This is a genomic window from Gordonia desulfuricans NBRC 100010 (genome assembly GCF_001485495.1).
GTDB lineage: Bacteria > Actinomycetota > Actinomycetes > Mycobacteriales > Mycobacteriaceae > Gordonia > Gordonia desulfuricans.
On record NZ_BCNF01000242.1, the window covers coordinates 1 to 611 of the forward strand.

Genomic DNA, 611 nt, shown 5'->3' on the forward strand with positions numbered 1-611 from the left:
CTTTGCTTGTTGTAAAAGGCCCGCGCATGAGAGTCATATCGGATCGCTTCCCCTGCCTGTTGTATCGCCGCATCCAACAACCACGTATTGGTGAAATGTCGGGCATGGACCACTCTCGATTTCCCCGACTGCTTAGTGATCGGACTGGTCCCAGCGGCATTCCTACGAGCCTTGGCACTGCGATACCGATCGGGAAGATCACCGAACTCGCCGAGGAGCCGAGGACCGATCGTCACGCCCACACCCGGCTGGCTGAGGTAGATCTCGGCCAGCGGGTGCCGGGAAAAATGACCGGCAAGCTCCTTCTCCAGGACCTTCACCTGCCCTGCGATCGCGCGCAGGATCGCGACTTCGGCCAGCACCGTGGTGGCATACGCCTGGAGCATCACCTCGGACTGAGGTAAAGGCTCTTCCCGCAACAACTCCCGAATCCGAGCAGTCTTCAGATCTTGCTCACGCCGCCGATACAACAACGATTTGACCTGTGGCCCAGTGAGTTTACGAGCCTTGACCGGTCGGGCGGCACACTTGTCGAGCAAACCAAGGATCACCGAACTCGAGAACGCCACATCGAGCTCCGAGGGCGGCAGCCGGGCCGGTGGAGGAAATCG

At 60.1% G+C, this 611-nt stretch carries 1 protein-coding gene; it reads right to left on the reverse strand.

Going from position 1 to position 611, the window contains the following annotated elements:
- A partial coding sequence (locus GD1_RS24075; protein ID WP_157079619.1) for a transposase occupies positions 1-569 on the reverse strand: 569 nt, incomplete at its 3' end.
- Positions 570-611: the final 42 nt, after the last annotated feature.